The organism is Robertmurraya mangrovi (genome assembly GCF_034427655.1).
GTDB lineage: Bacteria > Bacillota > Bacilli > Bacillales > Cytobacillaceae > Robertmurraya_A > Robertmurraya_A mangrovi.
The window spans coordinates 17,896-36,980 of sequence record NZ_JAXOFX010000025.1; the positions used below are offsets into that span (position 1 = coordinate 17,896).

Annotated in this window: 20 protein-coding genes; 1 reads left to right on the plus strand and 19 read right to left on the minus strand. The window is 36.2% G+C overall.

Annotated elements, in window-relative coordinates:
• Positions 1 to 17: 17 nt before the first annotated feature.
• From SM124_RS22180 to SM124_RS22270, 19 genes are all read right to left on the minus strand, one after another.
• Positions 18 to 725: a hypothetical protein gene (locus SM124_RS22180; RefSeq protein WP_322448698.1), complete on the minus strand. Its 708-nt coding sequence runs from the start codon at positions 723 to 725 to the stop codon at positions 18 to 20.
• Positions 726 to 750: 25 nt separating this feature from the next.
• Positions 751 to 1,044 (minus strand): hypothetical protein, encoded by a 294-nt coding sequence (locus SM124_RS22185; RefSeq protein WP_322448699.1) that lies wholly within the window; start codon positions 1,042 to 1,044, stop codon positions 751 to 753.
• Positions 1,045 to 1,296: 252 nt separating this feature from the next.
• The gene (locus tag SM124_RS22190) at positions 1,297 to 2,994 is read right to left on the minus strand and encodes a transglutaminase domain-containing protein (RefSeq protein ID WP_322448700.1); all 1,698 of its coding nucleotides are present in this window, start codon (positions 2,992 to 2,994) and stop codon (positions 1,297 to 1,299) included.
• A gap of 783 nt (positions 2,995 to 3,777) precedes the next feature.
• Entirely contained in the window at positions 3,778 to 4,080 is a 303-nt protein-coding gene (locus SM124_RS22195) for a barstar family protein (RefSeq protein ID WP_322448730.1), read from the minus strand.
• Positions 4,081 to 4,097: 17 nt separating this feature from the next.
• Positions 4,098 to 4,850, minus strand: coding sequence for a ribonuclease domain-containing protein (locus tag SM124_RS22200; protein WP_322448701.1), 753 nt, complete (start codon positions 4,848 to 4,850; stop codon positions 4,098 to 4,100).
• Entirely contained in the window at positions 4,742 to 5,737 is a 996-nt protein-coding gene (locus tag SM124_RS22205; protein ID WP_322448702.1) for a hypothetical protein, read from the minus strand. Before SM124_RS22205 ends, SM124_RS22200 begins: the two co-directional genes overlap by 109 nt.
• Positions 5,738 to 5,976: 239 nt before the next feature.
• On the minus strand, positions 5,977 to 6,264 hold the full coding sequence (locus tag SM124_RS22210) for a hypothetical protein (protein ID WP_322448703.1): 288 nt from the start codon (positions 6,262 to 6,264) through the stop codon (positions 5,977 to 5,979).
• A gap of 24 nt (positions 6,265 to 6,288) precedes the next feature.
• Positions 6,289 to 7,815 carry a hypothetical protein gene (locus SM124_RS22215; RefSeq protein ID WP_322448704.1) on the minus strand — a complete coding sequence of 509 codons (1,527 nt, stop codon included), beginning with the start codon at positions 7,813 to 7,815 and terminating at the stop codon, positions 6,289 to 6,291.
• Positions 7,816 to 7,840: 25 nt separating this feature from the next.
• On the minus strand, positions 7,841 to 8,596 hold the full coding sequence (locus SM124_RS22220) for a pilus assembly protein TadG-related protein (protein WP_322448705.1): 756 nt from the start codon (positions 8,594 to 8,596) through the stop codon (positions 7,841 to 7,843).
• Complete coding sequence (locus SM124_RS22225) at positions 8,586 to 8,966, minus strand: TadE/TadG family type IV pilus assembly protein (protein ID WP_322448706.1); 381 nt, start codon at positions 8,964 to 8,966, stop codon at positions 8,586 to 8,588. The genes SM124_RS22220 and SM124_RS22225 overlap by 11 nt, the downstream gene beginning before the upstream one ends.
• 23 nt (positions 8,967 to 8,989) lie before the next feature.
• Positions 8,990 to 9,193, minus strand: coding sequence for a hypothetical protein (locus tag SM124_RS22230; protein WP_322448707.1), 204 nt, complete (start codon positions 9,191 to 9,193; stop codon positions 8,990 to 8,992).
• A gap of 53 nt (positions 9,194 to 9,246) precedes the next feature.
• Positions 9,247 to 10,185, minus strand: coding sequence for a type II secretion system F family protein (locus SM124_RS22235; RefSeq protein WP_322448708.1), 939 nt, complete (start codon positions 10,183 to 10,185; stop codon positions 9,247 to 9,249).
• A gap of 4 nt (positions 10,186 to 10,189) precedes the next feature.
• Positions 10,190 to 11,122, minus strand: a complete 933-nt coding sequence (locus tag SM124_RS22240; protein WP_322448709.1) for a type II secretion system F family protein — start codon at positions 11,120 to 11,122, stop codon at positions 10,190 to 10,192.
• Positions 11,119 to 12,453, minus strand: coding sequence for a TadA family conjugal transfer-associated ATPase (locus SM124_RS22245; protein ID WP_322448710.1), 1,335 nt, complete (start codon positions 12,451 to 12,453; stop codon positions 11,119 to 11,121). The genes SM124_RS22240 and SM124_RS22245 overlap by 4 nt, the downstream gene beginning before the upstream one ends.
• Before the next feature lie 4 nt (positions 12,454 to 12,457).
• A complete protein-coding gene (locus SM124_RS22250) occupies positions 12,458 to 13,582 on the minus strand; it encodes a CpaE/TadZ family protein (protein ID WP_322448711.1) in 1,125 nt (374 codons plus the stop codon).
• A gap of 60 nt (positions 13,583 to 13,642) precedes the next feature.
• Entirely contained in the window at positions 13,643 to 14,263 is a 621-nt protein-coding gene (gene cpaB / locus SM124_RS22255; RefSeq protein WP_322448712.1) for a Flp pilus assembly protein CpaB, read from the minus strand.
• A gap of 28 nt (positions 14,264 to 14,291) precedes the next feature.
• Entirely contained in the window at positions 14,292 to 14,999 is a 708-nt protein-coding gene (locus SM124_RS22260) for a hypothetical protein (protein WP_322448713.1), read from the minus strand.
• 47 nt (positions 15,000 to 15,046) lie between these two features.
• Complete coding sequence (locus SM124_RS22265; protein WP_322448714.1) at positions 15,047 to 16,369, minus strand: vWA domain-containing protein; 1,323 nt, start codon at positions 16,367 to 16,369, stop codon at positions 15,047 to 15,049.
• 1,044 nt (positions 16,370 to 17,413) lie between these two features.
• The gene (locus tag SM124_RS22270) at positions 17,414 to 17,551 is read right to left on the minus strand and encodes a hypothetical protein (RefSeq protein WP_322448715.1); all 138 of its coding nucleotides are present in this window, start codon (positions 17,549 to 17,551) and stop codon (positions 17,414 to 17,416) included.
• Between the two features lie 207 nt (positions 17,552 to 17,758).
• On the opposite strand from SM124_RS22270, the gene SM124_RS22275 reads away from it, so the two are divergent.
• The gene (locus tag SM124_RS22275) at positions 17,759 to 18,934 is read left to right on the plus strand and encodes a DUF4317 domain-containing protein (protein WP_322448716.1); all 1,176 of its coding nucleotides are present in this window, start codon (positions 17,759 to 17,761) and stop codon (positions 18,932 to 18,934) included.
• Positions 18,935 to 19,085: the final 151 nt, after the last annotated feature.

The following is a 19,085-nucleotide window of genomic DNA, read 5'->3' on the forward strand; positions in this document are numbered from 1 at the left end:
GCGTTTCTGATACTCCTTTATTTTTTCATGATATACTGCAACGGTTTCTCCCTCGTAACAGTTCCAACATTAATAATCTCGTGAAATTTTCCATCCCATTTATATGTTGTTCTTTTAACGTTTTCAATCGAAGCCAGCAGTTTAATTGTCGGAACACCTCTAAAATCAAGATCAGTAACCGTTATAGGAATATTGTGTTGATCAAACATCTCTAGCCACTCATCTAGATCGTTCTTGTTTGAATGTGTAAAGTTCCTTACGCGCCTTTCACCCGAATCATCTCTCCAAATGATAAATAATACAACATTTACAAAATACCTTGCCGTGTATAACGGAATATTGGTTGTATTGGGTATATAGTTTAGTGCTTTTGAAATGACCACTTCTTCCATTTGATCATACCGTACTAGTTCTTTATGAACTTCATATGTACGTTTATCCATTGCTTCCATAAAATAACCTTCATTTGTTAATTGAACTTTAAATGCCCATCTCTCGTATGTCTTATAGCTAGAGAGCCCTATTTTACCTAGCGAACCAAAACTCACTGCAAATATTAGTCCAATAATGATCAAAGAGTATTCTTTCGTATAAAAACTATATACAGCAAAGTAGATGCCTCCTATAGAAACACCCAAAAAAATAGTTGTTAGAAGTATAATTATTATCTTTGCCCATAAGGGGATTTCGTTTGAAAAATTTCTACCATTCCCTTGCATCTCCATTTGGCTAATCCCTTTCTTACAAAGTTTAAAAAATGGATATTAGTATTTTCCAAGTTAGAAAAATAGCAGCAATCCCCAATCCTCCAATGATTGTTTTTATAGAGATTGTCGTTCCTTTATCCCTAACTCCTGCTCCATCAATAGAGGTTAAAATGACAGCAATAAAAAATAAAATGGCGAAATATAAAAGGTTCATCTTTTGTTCTTGAAAATCAACTTCCCAATTCTCATCCGTTACACGAAAAGCATATATACTAAACGAAATAATGAGAACGAAATAGTAAATATAGGTTACAATTGTAAAAGTTTTCTTTTTCATATAACACCTCTATGTGTTTCTTTACTTTGAGAAGCCATAATCACTACTTCAAGGCTGTGAATATTTGATATATCATCGAATTCGGTACGGATATCATCGATTTCGAGATTATATCATCGAATTTGATACATATATCATCGAATTTCGTAATATATCGTTTTTTCGACAAACCATCCCTTTCCATCTATGAAAATAGGATACCTAATTAAAGGTATCCTATTTTTCAACCATACCATTCAAAATAAAAACTCCTTAGTAAGAAACCCCTTTACGCATATGAGTCTTTTTAAATTCAGACTTCTTCGGATCAAAATATTTCGTATTATAATCAGCTACGAATTCGCCATCCTTTATATATCCTGCTCCCCAAGTTGGGTCCATTGTTAGCCACTCACCATCTACTTTTGCTTCTACCCAAGCATGGTTAGATGGCCAAAAGCCTCCAAATGCAGTTCCTTCTATCATTCTAGCTTCAATATTACTTGCCCGAAGCAAGGCAACGGCAAGATAAGAATAATCTTGGCAAACGCCCGTTTTTGACTGTAATGTTTTTAAAGCACTATCATCCCAACTAAACTCTTTATTTTCATATTTATCTACATCGTAAGATACGTTACTAGCTACGTATTTATAAATAGCCTTTGCCTTTTTTCTCTCGTCAGTTATTCCTTCTGTCAGTTCATTAGCCAAACTGATTACTTCTGGTGCATCCGATTCAACACCTCTAGATGGCAACAGATCTCGTTTATCCTCACTAGATGCCTCAACCTCAAATTTGGCAAAACCAAAGTATCTGAAATAGTCACTATTCTGTTCCTTAATTTCAGGGACACTTAGAGTAACCTCATACGTTCCTGGTCCAAATCTTAAATAAAAGGAACCATCAAAGTTGAAATTCTCTACTGGAATCACATCCAATGCCTCATCTTCTCCTTTTTTTGTAGTGACATAAATATGAGTTGTTTCTGGGCCAAACTCCACACTAGGATCAATCTTTCCTTTTACTCCAAATACTCCGTTCGACTCTACACCACCAAATTGAGGAGATTCTAACGTAACCCCACGCTCCCGGTAGGTTCTTGAGTATTCAATCGGCTTCATTATCCGATCAGACTCATTTTCTATTAAAATCTTAGTTGCTGTTTGATAGTAATTTTCACGTTCTTTATCAGGAACTAATATTTCTAGTTCATGAACTCCCTTGCCAAAAAACAAAGGTACATCATATGAAAATTTGCCATTTTCTATAGGAAGGACATGCTGCCAAGATTCAGCATCCTTGTTTAGTTTTAACATAATCGTATCTTGATCGGTTAAGTTGCCAGCATCACCACTTATTGAAAACACTTCATTATCTACGAGATAACCTAGGTCTTGATTTAATGTAATTCCAGCTTCTTGGCCAAACGGGGAGTAAGTTACGTCCCGCTCCTTCTCCGGGTTAACATTATGGACCGTGAAAGAAGCTGTGTCGTAATAATAATTCTCTGAGTCCTTGCTTGGAACCTGTACCTTTACTTGATATTCTCCTGCTCCGTTAAAAAAGCGAATTTCTTGCTTAAACTTCCCATCCTTTAACACTGCATAATATTCATGCTGGTTACCTGCAGGTCCATCCTCATCAGATTGGACTTTAATCCACACAAAATTGGACTTTAATTCTGTATATTTTTCGATGGCACCTTCAACAACAACTTTTCCATTTACCGCGAACTCTTTGTAACCAGGTTCTTTTAACGTTGCTCCAACTTCCTCGCTGTAAGAAGTTAATTCAATTGGCTCAAGCTCTAATTCTTTATTTTTTTCCTTGGCAAGCTTCTCAAACTTATCTTCTTCCTTTTTAATGACCTTCGTCTCAGAATTACTTGTATCTGAACTACATGCAGATAAAAAAAGCAAGGTACTTAACAAACATACCCAAACTGTTAATATAGGATTCTTTTTACTCATAACGTCCCCCTTATAATTTCTCAAGTACATAAACCATTTTATGTATGTATTTACGTTTTTTACTCATTATAGTTTCTAGGTCTTCTCTCCTCATTTAGGTTCTTGTATACGTTAGTAATCTAAAACAATAGCTGATTATATAGAATGGTATTCTCTAAACACAACTAGTCATATAGAAAGAGGCTCCTAAAATATCCCAACAATTATTATAAACGGTTTAAAAGATGGTTTATATAGAGTAAAAGACAGGGGGCAAAAGTAGTGATTATCAAGTAAAATGTAAAAGCACTATATATGAGTATGTACGTAAAAGGTGCGAAAAGGCAGGGAGAAAGCGAAGGTAAAGTATTAGGGGATGATAATGGTAGTATCTGATGAATTTCTCTTGTTGTACTGCCAAGTTATAAAACAAAGCGTGCAGCGCAAGATAATAACTCCATTAAACCATTTACCAAAAACTTAAAATTAATAAGCCAAAGCATTAACAGAACACACTTGCACGTTACCCTATTGTTTATCACCACGAGCTTTGTCATTATCGTTAATTTGACAGCTATTCTATACCATAACTCCCCCTGCTATATAAAATGTCATCTCACCTAATTCTCGTTCTTTTTATCCAACCTAAGTATTAAAATGATACTCCATGATGGTACAACCATCATGAGCTATCGATGATCAAACAAACCATTTTCTTATTGTCTCATACAAATATTAGTCAATTTAATCTAAACTAATGTAAAAAACCTTGAAAAGCATTTAGCCAATCAAGGTTTTAAAATATTATTTATAAACGACTTTACATTTCCAATGTGGATATTGTTCGTTAAAATCATTTAAGAGGTTAATAAAGATTTGAGATTCTTTTGGTAGTCTCTCTTCAACGTTGCTCCACCCCTCAAAGATCAAAGTTTCAGGTAATTCAATTAGTCCAGTAATTGCATCCCAAAATGCATCCCAGTTCATTCCATAAAAATCGGGTAATTCAAGATTCTTTTTTAACAAACAATGAAGATCAATTGAATTTTGAACTGCACTCACATCTAATATAAGTCTATCTTGTTTTGATTCATTCTCCTGTATCATCAATATAATCCCTCTCTTTATTTATAAGTTCCGATAAAATGAACTGTTTTATAATGATCAGTAGTTATATACATTTGCCCATCGTTAGAATATAGTAGTCTTGAACCGAGCTGTTTACTTCTTGCCATTGTGTTATTTAGGCCTACATCCGCTTCATACCACACTCTTCCTGGTGCATTAGGTAGCACATTTGTAGTATTTTTGAATACATCTCCACCAAGTTGCCCACCAGATACATAGTTATTAAGCGCTTTTCCCGGTTTCCAGCCGTTTAATACAGCCACGTCCTTATTAACATAATTTGAAGGTAATTTTCCAGTTTGTCTTAAACTATCTACTATTGGATTAGCTGACTCAGTAACTTTAAGAACTTCCTTGTATTTAGCATGTAATGCGATATTGTCTGTCCCGGATTTACCCGTACCCTTAGCCTTCAAACCACTCTCAACATTCTTCGTTTCTGGGCTAGTTTTTGCTACGGTTTGATCTCCACATGCACAGCCTGTTAGAGTGAGTTTTGGACTGAGATACATCCCCGCTCCTACAAGAATGAGACTAGTAGTTACAACGATCGCAGCCTGTTTGCCGGTTCTTTTCCAATCTACTTTCCCGTTATCCTTCCATTGGTGGAACACATCGACCATGGAAAGGATGACTCCGTTTAAGCTACTAAATATTGCACTTGCTTTGAATATATTCCAAGCACGATTGATTGAGCTATCTGGTTGACTGGTTTCCTTGTATGCTTTGCTAGTAATCCTGCAATCCATTTTCCTGGCCCTTTTATGGTTTGCTGCAAACCTACCTGACTAAATATTCTAGCAGCAAGTGGACCCATGATACCACCTAATGTGAAGTTAAGAAGTAGACTTTCGAGAGCAAATGCCTCTTTTAATTTAGTGTTATCTCCTGTAAAGAGATAATATAGGGCTCCATGAAGAATGGAAAAACTAACCGCACCTGAACCACCTAATAAACCTAATGTAAGAAACCTCAACGGCCCACTAGCTGGCAACAGCTTAAATATATTTAATACACGTAAAGCCCCTAGCCCCACTAACGACGCAATTGCAGATGATAGCCCTCCAGTAACTAACCCTATGAAACTAGTATCTCCGCCAATTGCAGTAAATAGAACACCAATTGCTCCAAATGCTACGGCCCCTAATACCATGCCTATCGTTAGTGTTATACCGATGGCTGCCAAGACCCATACCCCGGCAAGGACAATAGCAGCAACAACCACTATAGCCCCAATAATTTTCAGAACGGTTTGTACCCATTCTTGTGAGAAGAATTCCTTTACCCCTTCCCATGCATCTACCGTCCATTGTTCAACATCTTTCCACTTCTTCTTTGCCCATTCGGTAAACTCATTCCATTCGTCTATAACCTTGTCTTTAATATCAATGACTTTAATTTTTATCTCATTAATGAGGTCCTTTCCCCAATTCTTTAACTTATCTAAGATTGATTCCTCTTTATCCTTGGGATCTATATCTTCAAAATCAGATGTTTTCGTCTCCGTTATCCTTTGATGTTGGGACTCTACCTCGTCTACATTAGCTGAAACTGGTGTTAAATAAGTAAGGAAACAACTTAGTAGAATCATACTTATAAAAACAAGAGTCTTTACATTCCTTATAGAATTCATCATAAAACCTCCGGAAAAACAATATTCGGGCTACTTTGAACTTTAAACTTGTTACCTTTAAGTCAAAAAAAAGATTAGCTATATTGAAACGGCTAATCTTGGTGTGCGTGGGGTATACGTTACTATATCTAGAAATTTCTATGTTATGTTTTTCTTAATGGACCTTACCCAAGATAAAAATCTTTTAGGTTATAAATAAAAATAATTTTCTTATATACACTCAAACGAGATTTTTCTCCCCTTTAGATGGAAACGGTTATTCTCCATATAATGAAAAATATAGCGATTACAATTCCTGTAAAGACAGTTCTTTTATTTATTTTTGAACCTTCCTGATTCTTAGCAGCTAGACCAATAGCTGTTATTAGGAAACCAATAATCGCCAAAACTAGAAATGTTAATATGACGGAAAAATGCTCTTGAGTGTCTATTTGTCCGTTCTCTTGAACCATAAATGCAAAGATCCCGAATCCCCCAAAGACACAAATTAAAAATATTAGGGAAGTATAAGTTATTATTTTATTTTGCAAAGGTATCGCTCCTACTCTACTATTTTAAAACTCTGGTTCAGGCTTAAGATTGTTTATACCTCGCTCAGCCGACTTATTAACAGAAGGTTCAGTTTTTGTATTTGTATCGTTATCATTTACCTGATTCCCCTCGTTAAGTGGTTTTTTGTCTGTTTGTACCTGGGTCTTATTTTCTTCTGTGTTTGTCTCTGTTGTAGAATCATTTGTTGGAGTATTGCCTTCTTTATTACCACTGTTTCCAGTGTCACCACTATTACCATTAAACAAATCTTTTATTTTGTCTTTGACGTATTCTTCTGAAATCTTGGTTCCAGCCTCTGATGTTAGTACATGATCCCATCCTACAAATTTTAAGATTTTGTCTACCACGAAAGTTAACCCTTTAAAAGATAAAATGGATACAGCAAACCCAATGGCAAAGTTCTCAAATTTTAACCATTCTCCGTTTTTAATTCCATCACTAATATAACTTTCAAATCCGCCGTACAATCCTAACACTAGTAATGATGATCCCGAAAGTAGAACTCCTGCGGCAAATACTGGCGCCCAAAGTGTACCAGTGATTCCACCAACCGCGACGTCGTAAACCAATTTCCAAAGTGTAATTTTCTCTCCAGCTATGAGTGAACCTGCAATGGATCCTATGAAACCTCCAAACATACCTAAACCAGGTCCTAATAAAAGAGCACCCATACTTAATTTACTGTTTGGTAAATAGAAAGCTCTAAATCTAGTAAGGTACAATTGAAATTGAGTTCTTAAAAATGTGCCAAAAGCAATTCCTTTCCCTCTCAACCATGGCCAGGCAACTGTTCTACCCCAGGTTAAAGCTGCTCTTCCTTTACCTACTACCCAAGGGACTGCCGTATTTCGAATCCAGTTCCATGCAGCCGGCCCAGCAGTGTTTCTCAGCCATAACCATGCAGTTGCAAAAGCACCCGTAGTGTAACCAACATACCCCAATATTCCGCCTATAAGGGAGCTTCCAAAGGCTCCTAAAAAACTATAATTATCTCCAGCAATCCATTGATATAAGAATCCCGCCCCGAGTGCAGCTGCACCTATGATGGCTATGACTCCCCAAGCTGGAGCAGTCCCAACAATTACAATGATAGCAACAACAATGAGTGCAGTTGCTAAAATGGAGGCTACAATGGTCTGAATCCATTCCGTTTCTTGTATCCAATCCCATGCGTCATTTAACCAATCAGTGGCTTTATCCCATGCATCACCCACCCAACTATTCTCTAGATCTGTAAGAAATTCGTTCCACTCAGTTGAAATGGTTGATCCAAGATCGGATATAATATCTAGCCCATCCTGACCAATTTCTTTTGCTTTATCCCATATAACCTTCCACCACGGGACGTCTCCCCCGCCTGCATCCGGATCATGTTCCTTGCTGTCACTTGGCTCAACTTTACTTATTTGCTGTTTCTCTGAATCTACATCCTCTACATTTCCAAAGGCAAGTTGCACACTAAAAACTTGGAAAAACAGGAGAAATATAAATCCATAGAGAAAAGCTTGAATCATTTCTTTCCTTGGCACGAGTTCCCCTCCTTCACCAACAATTTTAATCACAAGAAATTTTATCTTCGTACCCTTTTGGTTCACCTATCTTTACAGATGATTCCGAAGTTACTGCTGGAACGTCATCATCCGATACGGTAGTGTATTTCCCTTTTCGCTCCGTTTCTACAAAAACCCGAAAATCTTCAGGGATAAATCGTATTTGTGTTAACTCATCATTTTGATTCTTTTTGGCATAGCTCTCCGCTTTTTGTTTTGCTTTATCCCAATGATTTATGACAGAACTACAAGCCATATCACTTACCTCATTATCTTCAAAAAAGAACTTCATCGCGGTTTCTGCTTTCACCTTAACAGAATGGTCAAGAAGCCATGCCTTTATATCTCCGGGCATTGGTTTTCCTAGTTCAGCCTCCACCATCTCTACAAATTCCTCTAAAATTTCTTCTGTAGTTGGCGGATCTTCTGAATCCTCTTCATCTCCATCCTCACCTGAACCCTCAGAAATAGCTTCTAAAGCATCCTCCAAAAACTCTTCCCAACGTTCACCCAGTTCATCTAACTTTTTTTGAGTCTCCGTTTTTAAATCTTCTCTCATATGCTTATTCGCCGTTTGGGCAGCAGCTAAAGCCGCAGCGTCAGCACCCGTTTGTGTGACACGCTTATTAATAAAGACATTTGATAAATCAAAAAACATTAAAGCTAAAAAAATAGCAGCGAGAACTAGACCTATCATGATAATGACTGTTCCACTGCCTCTTTCATTTTTTATATAGTTAGATATACTCCTAGTCTCCATCTGATTCTTCCTCCATTGGCATGACTGCATCAACCGTATAGGAGAATTCAATTTCACTTATTAAAGGTAGTTTTACGATGGGTGCCTCTACCTCTATAAATACATGTGCCTCTTCTGAACCGGGTCCTCCTGTTACATTCACTTTTAGACCTGATGCAGATTTAATAGCAACCTGTTTCCAATTCGAATCGTGGATAGCTGCTGCTCGAGCTCCATCTCGAGCAGCAGATTCAGCCACCACTAACGAAAAAGCAATCAAACAAATTTGCCAAATGATTAAAATGGCTAAAATTATTAACGGAAACATTGCTAGAAACTCAATTGCTTGAGAGCCTCTTTCGTTATTTATATACTTTTTAATATTCTTCATGGTTAAAACCTACTTGATTCATCTTAAATTCCTTCAATTAATCCTTTTAATTTATTTACAATTGCTTTACCAATAGAAGTATCGCCTTCAATTCCTGCTGCAATAACACCCATGATTGCTAGAACTACTAATCCTAATGCAACCCATTCTAATGCTTGTGCTCCTCTTTCATTTTTCACATAATTTGTATACACGTTATTTACCTTAGACCAACCTTTTTTTAACATATTTGTTTCCTCCTTAAAATCATATATTTATATTTTAGTAATTTACTTACGTATTAGAAAAAGAATGAATCTAACCCAAATGCTCCCGGGTTGTAAATAATATTTAATGCTAATAATCCTACAATTAAACCGATAACAGCTGGCGCTATGAAAAATGTTGTTACTAACGTAATTTGAGGGCTTGCTTTTGCTGCCTTTTCTTTTGCAACGAATCCCCTTGTTGCCCTCAAGTCTTCAGCCTGTAATTTAAAGGTTCGAGAGACAGGTACTCCTAGTGCGGTTCCTTGAATAAGAGCATTTACTAAAGAATGAAGTTCTTTTGAAGAATTCCTTTCTACTAAACTCTGATAGGCTGTCAATCTAGGAACTCCTAACTCTACTTCTTTATTAAAACGGTCAATTTCTTCACTCAGTGGTCCCTCAAATTGTTTGGTCACTTGCTTAAGGGCACCATCTAAGCTAACCCCAGCTGATAAGGTTACACTTACTGTATCTAAAAAATCAGGCATCATAATACTGATGGTTTCCTGTCTGTATTTCGCCTTGAAGTAAAGCCATACACTAGGCCCTAAAAACCCTCCGAAGATCGCCATAAACATAATGGGTAAAGCGAATGGAAGTCCTAAAAAACCATATATTGAGCCAAAACCTAATCCAATCATCCCTAAAACAAATCTAAAACCATAAAAGTCTTGAAATTGCAGTCCTAGAGGATTACCGGCATGGCTCAAAAAAGTTTTATGTTTATCCATGTCAGCAAAAAATGGGTATTTGATTCCAACAGGTCCAGCTTTTTTTCCCCATCTAACAAGTGGTGTAATGATCTTTTCACTCAGTTTCCGTTTATGCTTATTTTTTTTAAGGGAATATCCATTGGAACTCAACAAATTTTCTTTCTTGGCAATATACAAATAGAGATAAATAAAACCAACCAAAAGCATGATTAAAATTAAGGTAAACATAACGAGAGAAAATAAATTAAGTAACTGCATGCTTCTACACCCTTATAGTTGTAATTCGTTTGATAATCATAAATGCACAAAAAACAATTACCGAAAAGACAGCAAAGATAATCATTCCAAACGGAGTAAACAGAACATTTAAGAAGCCTTTAATAAACAAGTTCATCATCATGGCCATGAGAAACGGCATGAAAATGAGAATATAAGCAATGGAACGACTCTCCGCCGTGATCGTTTTAATTTCTTTATGCACACGACTTCTTTCCTCTAGTGTTTCTGCCATGTTTGATAATACTTCAGCAAGGTTTCCACCTACACGCTGCTGAATTAATATCGTACTTACGAAGATGTTAATGTCGTTACTTAACACCCGTTCTCTAAACTGTGTCATCACGTATTCCAAACTATCTCCTAGCTTTAGCTGATAGTCCATATTTTGAAACTCGAGCTTGCTAGGTTCCTTTACATCACGACCGACCATTTCAATGGCTTGTGGAATCGTCTGTCCTGCTTTAATTCCATTGGACATCATCCGGCATATTTCCGGTAGCTGCCTGTTAAAGTTCTCCGTTCTTTTATCCTTCCGGGAATTCAAATAGAATTTTGAACCGAGCGAAACAATGAGATAAGCAAATAAGAATCCCATAAAGATATACAAGCCTAAAATAACGACGTTTATAAAAGTTAAAAGTGCTAAGAGTAGAATGTATATCCCCATATACTCTGATGGCTTTAACTGTATATCTCCTTGAATGAGTTTTTTCTGCAGAGATTCAGACAATTCAGATGAATCGAATTTGTCTCCGAATAGTAAGACAAAGCTTTTTCTCTCAGACTTCTTCTCTCGATCAAACCACTTATCTACGCGTTTGTATGTTCCTCGTGTCGCCTTGCTACTAAAAATAAAAAACAGTCCTGTGAAAAAAGTGAAAATGCTACCAGATAATAAAGCCCACGCTAGACTCATTTGAATACACCATTCTCAAAAAAACTCTTTGGAAAATCAATACCAAAGGAACGGAAACGCTCATACATTTTAGGTATATATCCAGTTGCTTTAAATTCACCTTTAATCGTTCCATCTGGAAGAGTTGCTTGCCTTTCAAAATGGTATATATTCTTTAACAGAAGTTCTCCATTTTCTTCAACAATCTCAGATATATGAACAATTCTTCGTTTTCCGTCTGTAAAGCGTGAAGTTTGAACAATTAAATCTAATGCACCGACAAAATAGCCTCGAATAACTTCAACCGTTAACGGAAGTCCCGACATAATAACCATCGACTCTAGACGCCCTAAAGCATCCTTTGGACTGTTTGCATGGATCGTGGTTAAAGAACCTTCGTGACCCGTATTCATTGCTTGAAGCATATCGATGGCTTCAGAGCCACGAACCTCACCGACAATAATTCGGTCGGGACGCATACGAAGAGCATTTTTCACTAAATGTCTAATCGTTACTTCTCCTGTCCCCTCCATATTCGGTGGCCTTGCCTCTAAACGAACTAAGTTGTCATAAGAAAATCTTAACTCCGCCATATCTTCTATTGTGACAATACGTTCTCCTGACGGAATGGAATCGGATAGGACGTTTAACAGAGTCGTTTTTCCACTTCCTGTTCCCCCAGATACTAGAATGTTAGCCTTCGATTGAACGGCAGCTTGCAGAAACATGGACATTTCTTCTGAGAAGCTACCAAAATCCTTTAAATCATCGAGTTTAAAGGGATCCTTTTTAAACTTTCTTATCGAAACAGAGGGGCCATCCACACTGATTGGTGGAATAACCGCATTTACACGGCTTCCATCTTGTAATCTGGCATCAACCATTGGTGAGCTTTCGTCAATCCGTCTTCCTAATGGAGCAATAATTCGATCAATAATGTGCCTTACATGTTGATCATCTTTAAATCTGACGTCTGTCTTCTCAAGCTTTCCTTGTCTCTCGATAAAAACCTCATTCGCGCCATTCACCATAATTTCTGTAATGGACTCATCTCGAAGTAGGCTTTCAAGTGGACCATAACCAACCGATTCATTGATGATTTGTTGAATAATTTGTTCCGTTTGTTCAGATGTGATAATCACTTTTTCTTCATTGATCATTTGGATAACCAGTCGTTCGATCGTCTTCTTCCGTTCAACTGGTGGAAGCATCGTAATACTTTCTAAGTTTGCTTCTTTGATTAATCTGTTTTTATAGTGTCTGACCCAGTGATCCACTTGAGAAAGACTTACATTCCAGTCTCGTTGACTATTTTTTGAACCAATGACAGAGGCTTTTTCAACCCAAGACATTTACTCACCCCTTTGTACGTTTCGTTAATTCATCAACGTACTTTTTTACTTCTTTTGAAACTTTATTCGACCCTTTATCCTTTTTTCGCTTGTAAAAGGCCTCACCCATATTTAAGGAGGGCTGAATAGAAAAATAATCGGAAGGAATCAACCCAGTTGTTTCACGGTCAATGATCTTTTCAATATCATTTTTCGTTAGTTCTGATTTTGAATGATGGCGATTAATTAAAATCGAAAGTTCATTTCCTCTTCCAATTTGGAACCTTTTAAAGAGGTCGTCAGCATATTTATAGGCCCTCATTCCAAGGCTATCAGGTGTCAGAACGTAGTGAATATGCGTCGACTCGTTTAAACCAGTAAAAGTTAAGTTGTTAATATTAGACGGTAAATCTAGAAGAATATAATCATATTGATTTCTGGCTATTCTTATTAATCTACTAATTAATTCATCCGGGATGGATTCTGCTTTTGCCGGATCAGCAGGACCTGTTATTAATGTAACTTTTGTATCCTCATGATAATGAGCAATATTCTGGAGATGGCGGATATCCATTTCTTCCATAACGGGAATTAAATCATAATAAGACCGAAACGGCTGGCTTCCAAACAAGACCTCTATATTTCCAAACTGAGCATTTAAGTCAACTAAAAGTACTTTCTTTTCATGGTGAATGCTTAGAGACTGGGCACTTAAAGCTGCTAATAAGGTTTTCCCACTCCCACCTTTTGCACTGTAAAACGCATGTACTTGACCCGTACCAAAGCCCGTTTCCGTCTCCTTTTGGAACTTAAGCTGCTGATAAGTATTTTTGATCAAGTCACGTAAGCGATTTTTTTCTTCTGGAAAAATGACAACGTCCTTTGCTCCCGAAACGAGCCAAGATCTTCCTTGAACAAAGTCATTTGATTCCGTAAGACCGATCACTACACTTGAAGAGTTTTGAAATGGCTGTGTATCTCGAACATACTCTAAATCTACGAAAATATAATGGTTGAGCTGTTGTTCCTGGAAGCTACGTTTCCACTCTGAGACAACCGTAATCTCTATATTCACATCATGTAAAAGAGAATGTAGTTCATTAACCCACTCTTGATTTTTAGTAATAAATAATCCTTTAAAAGTACTCAATGATACGCACCCTTCCTTAATCTAGGGAAACCTACTATTTTATCTCTCTTCGTTATTTTGCTAATTTATTTCTCCTGCTTGGTTTACTCGCAAAACACGCAGCTGTACAGCTGTATTTTGTTCGTGAATAACCCTCTCAGCATCCTCAATGGATAGGGCTACTTTTACTCTTTGTTTTCCTTCTTTTCCTTTATCAATTTGAACAACTTGTATATTGCTAAGAATTCGCTCTGTTTGAACCTTTTCTTTTTCGTCTTTATAGACGGCCACGATATCAACAAGATCCCCTTCTGCTACTAATTGATCAATTAAGACAATCTCTGTAGCATTGATCCAAACTACACGTTCATTTGTGGGAATATCGAGTTTCCTCCTAATTAGAGAGCCTGTTATCAAATCTCCCTTTTTCAACTCAACAACAGAGATTACCCCTCGTAGGTCTTGTTCGTTTTTAATAAACGAATCATGCGCACTATTTTCTGGGAGCTCAACCCAGTCATAGTCAGTCTCTTTGATCTCGTGATAAGATTTAATATCTTCTTTTGCAACCGCCACTAAAACCGTCTTCCCTAGCTTTTGTTGAGCTTCCTGTATTTGAACTAATATCACTCCTGCCGCAGCAACAGCTAATAAGAATGCAATCGTTAAAAATATAATTGCTTTTCTCTTGGCATCAATCATTGAATGGTCACTCCGTTATCTATCTAATTTAAATGGGGATAAATATATCAACTTTATCCGAACTTATTGGTAAACCCTCGTTTTTAAGCCTATAGAAATCAAACTTTGTATCAGGGAGTTCCACCGTTCCTCTAGATGCAATAATGAATGTATTTCCTTGTAGAGTGGCTAATACTTTTTCAATTAGCTCAGGCTTCTGACCAGAAGTAATTTTTGTATGAGTAGTACCTTTTAGAAGGTGATATATCTTTTGTTTTCCTTCTTTCAATCGCAAGTAATTAGCCGATTTTTGATACTTTAAATCATTACTTATAGTGAATTTCTGATTCGTGCATAAATGGCTCAGACGGTAAACTTCCTCAAAGGGGTGGTTTGTTAATTCCTTTAATAGATGAATTGCAAAGGCTCGATTACTAGAACCATCTACTAAATAAAGCTTTCGATTTGGAAAATTCCAATTGCTAATTCTCTTAATTAAACGGCTATCTGTAACTTTTGAATCGTAAAGGTAAAAAAGCTGTTCCGACTCATGGAAGTACTTATGAAACTCATCTATTTCACTCTGTAAATCTTTTTTAATAAGGGATAAACTTTTTGTAAAAACCTTCCCTTTTCCTTTTTCAATTACATCTTCAAGAGACTCACCCTTTTTTAATGGAGTTTTTCTAACTATCGCACCATGAGGCTCCAAGCAAGAGTCAGGTAACCCTAATGATTGATCGACTAATATTTTCATGATTAATCCTCACTTTGTAAGCTCTTTTCATTCCTGCACCTAAAGAATCAATTCGAATCTAAGTAATCAAAGATTTCTTGTCTTTTCGTTTCTTTTCTCTCAAAAGCTCCTTCTTGCAAGCTTTCTCGATAACTGAGGAGTGCTTCCTCTCTTTCATCCACTAGGACTCTTAAAGATTCAGCCACACTTTCGGTTATTTGTCCTTGAACTTGAAGTTGTTGGATTACTTGAGACAATAAACGATTTTCTTCACTAATCACATCTCTAAACAATCCACTTAAATCACGAATTTCTTCCCCTAATTCCACACTAAGCATATTAATCTTGTAACCGCTTTTTGCTTTATCAAAATTCTTCTTTGTGGTCGCCTGTACATCATCCAATAATTCAAAGATGGTATCTGTCAGTTCGACCTTCGAATTAACAGTGTAATACTTTCCGTTTCCTGCATCTGCCGTAGCCTTTAATTGTTTTTGACCAGCATCGTCAACATTAAAACCGATAATATTGACTTCTACATTTAAGTCAGATTCCGCAAGTTTCTTTGCCTCTTGTACTGGATCTCCTTCACAAGTCTCCACCCCGTCACTAACGATAAAAAGAATGTTCTCTGAATCCTCCGAAGCATTTAACTTAAGATCTTCATAAGCAGACTGGATAGAAGCAGCTAGTGGTGTCCAACCGCTTGGCTTAAACGTATTTAAAGCTTTTTTGAATTTTTTCTCATCATATGTACTAGTTTCATATACCATTTCTGTGCTTGAACATGAGAGCTGTTTATCACTTTCCTTACCAGTCCCTTCATGCCCGTATACTCTTAATGAAACAAAGCTATCCTTTGCTAAACGAGAGGCATAATCTTTTACAGCATTCTTGGCTAAGTCCATTTTGACTCCCCCAGAAACCTTTCCACCCATACTTCCACTCGAATCTACCTGAATTGCAATATTTTTATAGGATTCTTTGTCACTCGAAATCTCAAATTCTCCAAAGTCAGGTTCATAATTGGCTAAGTTGTCATGTGTTTCCTGAAAGTCAAATCCAAAAGTGTGTATGAGACCGTTATAAATAGAATCCTGGTCCAATTCTGCTACCTGGAAATCTTTTAATAGGTCCTCCCATGCTGCCTGGTCACTATTCGATTCAACGAGAGTCATCGCTTCCTGTGTCATTTCCCCTAAGTTTTGTTGAACAATTGACTCTGGACTTTTTTGAGCTGGAGGATATTCCGGTTTAATGGCCTCCACCACTTCATCCTGTTTCTCTTCTTTTACACTAACTGGCCCTTTTTTTTCAGTTTCTTTATTGTTTGAACAAGCTGACAGTAATAATACCGCTGAAATTGCTATTACCATGTTTCGTAAATTCACTGACTTACTCTCCTTGCTAGAAATTTTTCATGCTCTAGGACAACTTACACGGTCAAAAGAACCGGCTTTGTTACCATCATTTGGCATACTTTAGGATTCATATTTATCTATTAACAAATTGAGCACTTCTATTTGTGATTTGGTCATATATGCTTAACCTCTGTGCCATTTTGTTTACTTACAGGATATTCCACCACATTAATCTATATATTTTTTACCACCCGAATATTATTGCGTCAATTTAGCCAAGACACTTGTCGGATTTTGTCTGTTAGTATTTTCCTACAAATCCCTTGACTTCAAAATTTTTTTCAGGGCTAAAGATATTCCTTCGTAGAGGGACAAAAGATAGGGTTGATAATAATTTTCAACTGCAATTTCCAAGTTATGTTACAATTGTTAAATTTCATAGTGCTTAATGACTGTTTTTATGAAATTAGAAAGGAAAGAGGGATTTTCTAAGTAGAGAAAAACAAAAAAAACTTCCTAAATCAATTTATAGGAAGTTTTTTATCCATGCTTAAACCAAAGCATGATTAATATTTAATAAATAAATGAAGGTAATCCAAAAAAGAAAAATGACTTTTGTTGCACAATAAAAAGTAATGTCCTTTATGTCTCTCCCTTTATAGGGCTTAATCATAATAGAAAGGAATAAAATTGACCCAAATCCAAATAGGATATAAAAATAATAGATTACTAGATTTAATATGTAACGATTAACAAACCATATATAAAAGTAAAAACAAGTTCCTATAATGATATAGAGGAAAATCTGAAAAACTAATTGTTTATGATTCATATGAATCCACACCTATTCCAGAAATTTTAAATATCTATTTATCTTTAGGTAGATATGAAGGTTGATCTATATCTATCATAGCCTAATTTGTAATTCATTTTTATTGGGAAAATTTTTTATCAAGTAGAATAGATAGAAGCCTTTTTCAGCTATTGAAAAAAGCTTCTATTCTTTTATTAAATATTACTGATGTAATAGGGGGACTTAAATGACCAACTTCAAATAAAAACCCCTCTCTTAGATCATTCATCCTTCTCATCATATGCAATCAAGACAATATTTTCATTTGTTTCCTTCCTTAATTCCTTTTCTAACTGTGTAATCTTTTGCAACTGATTTTCATCTAAGTTTGCTACAGGGAAATTTTCATATACGCTCATCTTTAACCCTCTTTTCTAGTGATAGTAAAATTTTTTCCTTGTAAGGATGGAATTATTCGGGAGAATTTTTAGCTGATAATGTTAGAGCTCTTTCATCACAATAAATTTTCTTAGAATCCATCTAACCATTTATGTTAAAATAAAGCGCTATATGGATTAAGTTGTATTTATCTAGCTAATTACGGCAGTTTGGGAGCGGAATGAATCATGAACAAAAAAGACGTAGCGCAAATTCGTAAACAATTCAAATTAAATAATGACCTACTAAAAATCCACGATATTTTCAATGTCTATATAATGAAGGGATCAAGTGATATTTATCATCACCAAAGTCAACCTTTCGAAATGCTTGACCAAGATCAGCAAGAACTATTTATGAGTAATTTTAAAAAACTGCTTGCTGGCCAATTAGATGAAAAACTCTTTGAATTAAGGTTTCAAAGAAATGCTGAAAATAGCAGTCAGCTCATCTTGCATCAAGGATTACTAAGTAGTGATGTGGAAGACTGGAAAGAGCAAATGCTAAAAATGGTAGGGAAAATGCTCCTAAACAGACAATACGATATGGATATTGTTGTCACTTTTATTCGTGCAGAATACTTAAAGCCTACAAAACGTCGAAATGATGAGGCTGAGGAAAGTGAACGAGATACCGTTTACTCCCACCCATTTATTCTATGTAGTATCAATAACACACAAGAGCCGAAAAAAGAGCTGCTATTTGACTATGTGGAGAAAGAGTTCAAGTACCATTTTGTTATCGATCCCATTATCAACCTCAATGCTCCGATCGGAGGCTTCCTATTTCCTTGCTTTACTGACAATGCGGCAGATGTTAACCACATTCTCTATTCAGCAGGAAAAGTACATGAACCTGATCATCAGTTCATAGAAGATGTTTTAAACGGCGAAGAAACAATGACAGCAAAAGACGATAAGATTGTATTTGAAGAAATCATTAAAGACGTCACCGGAGACCAGTTAAATACCTCCACTCTTTCTAATGTGTACGAAGAAATTAACCGTATGATTGTCGAAAATGAAGAGGAAGAACAACCCAAATTAGATACAAAAGACGTCGAACGGGTGTTAAAGATGAGCGGTCTTGAAGAAGTAAGTACCGAAAAGGTAGAAATGGCCTTTAAAAAGATTATTGATGATGAAAATTATGAGATTAAAGCAAGCAGTGTCTTGCCGAAGTTCTCTTCTAAATCTATTAAAATTCAAACGAAAATCGCGAATATTTCTATCAGTCCACAAGATTTAAGATATGTTAAGCAAGTAAACCTTGGTGGTAAACGTTACCTTATGATTGAAGTGGAAGAAGATACTGTGATTGAGGGCTTTACGATGATTCCAGAGGCTTTTGGAGAGTCAAATTAAACAAAGAGAGACGTTTTAAGTTCCCCTTAAGAACTTGTTCGTCTCTCTTTTTATTCATGAGACAGGTGATTAAGTATCAATCTTTATTCTGTATTTTCCTCAGAAGAACACCCTGTTAGATAAAATAAGCCCTTTTAACAAGAATCTAATA